The sequence below is a fragment of the Mesorhizobium sp. M7A.F.Ca.US.005.03.2.1 genome, assembly GCF_003997795.1.
Taxonomy (GTDB): domain Bacteria; phylum Pseudomonadota; class Alphaproteobacteria; order Rhizobiales; family Rhizobiaceae; genus Mesorhizobium; species Mesorhizobium ciceri.
In genome coordinates this window covers 1-968 of record NZ_RZRP01001366.1, presented here as the reverse complement: position 1 = coordinate 968, position 968 = coordinate 1, and the positions used below count along the sequence as shown (strand labels likewise).

The following is a 968-nucleotide window of genomic DNA, read 5'->3' as shown; positions in this document are numbered from 1 at the left end:
ATCGAAGCCCGTGTCGCGCGCCTGTTCAGATGGCACATCGATCCCGCGCCGCTTGGCTTGTGGATCGACAGGATTGACGAGCGCGGAAGGTCACTGGCAACGGAGGTGCCGGCGAGCATCTTCTACCATCTGGTGACGGCATTGATGCAGTATCTGGACAAGACCGCGGGCCAAGTCGAACCTTTCCCGCTTCCTGCTTCGGACGTGAGCAAGACGGGTTTGAGGCAGGTACTGGGTCGCTCCTGATGCGACGATCCTGAGATACGGTGTTCGTGCCGAACCGTAGTTGGCGAAGGTCGTCTACACCGAACCTTGACGACCGCAGATATCGGCTCCTGGCGCGGCCGCTAAGGCACAGCCTTGGCCGCGCGCACCGGCAACGCTCGCTTTCCCCCGGTCGTCGGCCGCCGTGAGGCTGCCGGTGCTGCCAGGAGTTCCGAGGCAATGAATATGAGGTTCTCGCCGTTGACGAGGCTGTCGATCTTCCTTCCGCTCAAAAGCGAGTAGACGAAAGTGAGGCAGCCTCGGCCGGGAAACATAAAGTCGTGTGGTTCCACGATGATGCACGGCACATGCTTGAGGACCTTGCCGCAGTCTCGCGTTGCCTCCAGCTCCGCGCCTTCAATGTCCATCTTAAGCATCAGCAATTTCGCCTTGGGCAGTCTGGCAAGAAGGCCCCGTAAGGTGACCGACGGCACGCCTTCTCCGTCTGCCACGCCCCGTGCCCACGATGGGCGCTCGCTGTTGACAAGTGCAACTTCGCCCTCGTGGCACCAGAGTGCGCCGTAAACAGACATAATCCGCTCTAGACCGGCGCAGTTCGAGAGTAAGACTTCATGCGTTTGGCGATCCGGTTCGATGGCCATCACCACAGCATCAGGATACTGGTCTCTGAGGAAAATCGACGAGTAGCCAACGTTAGCGCCGGCATCCACGATAACGGGTATGATCCCCCTCCGTCTCCATCC

The 968-nt window shown here is 60.1% G+C and carries 2 protein-coding genes; one reads left to right on the top strand and one right to left on the bottom strand.

What is annotated here, in order from left to right:
* On the top strand, positions 1 to 246 hold a 246-nt coding region (locus tag EN991_RS37825), incomplete at its 5' end, for an AGE family epimerase/isomerase (RefSeq protein WP_164769736.1).
* A 101-nt stretch (positions 247 to 347) separates the two neighbouring features.
* Here the strand turns inward: EN991_RS37825 and EN991_RS37820 are convergent.
* Positions 348 to 968, bottom strand: a 621-nt coding sequence (locus EN991_RS37820; RefSeq protein WP_127370610.1) for an FkbM family methyltransferase, incomplete at its 5' end; no start/stop codon positions are given.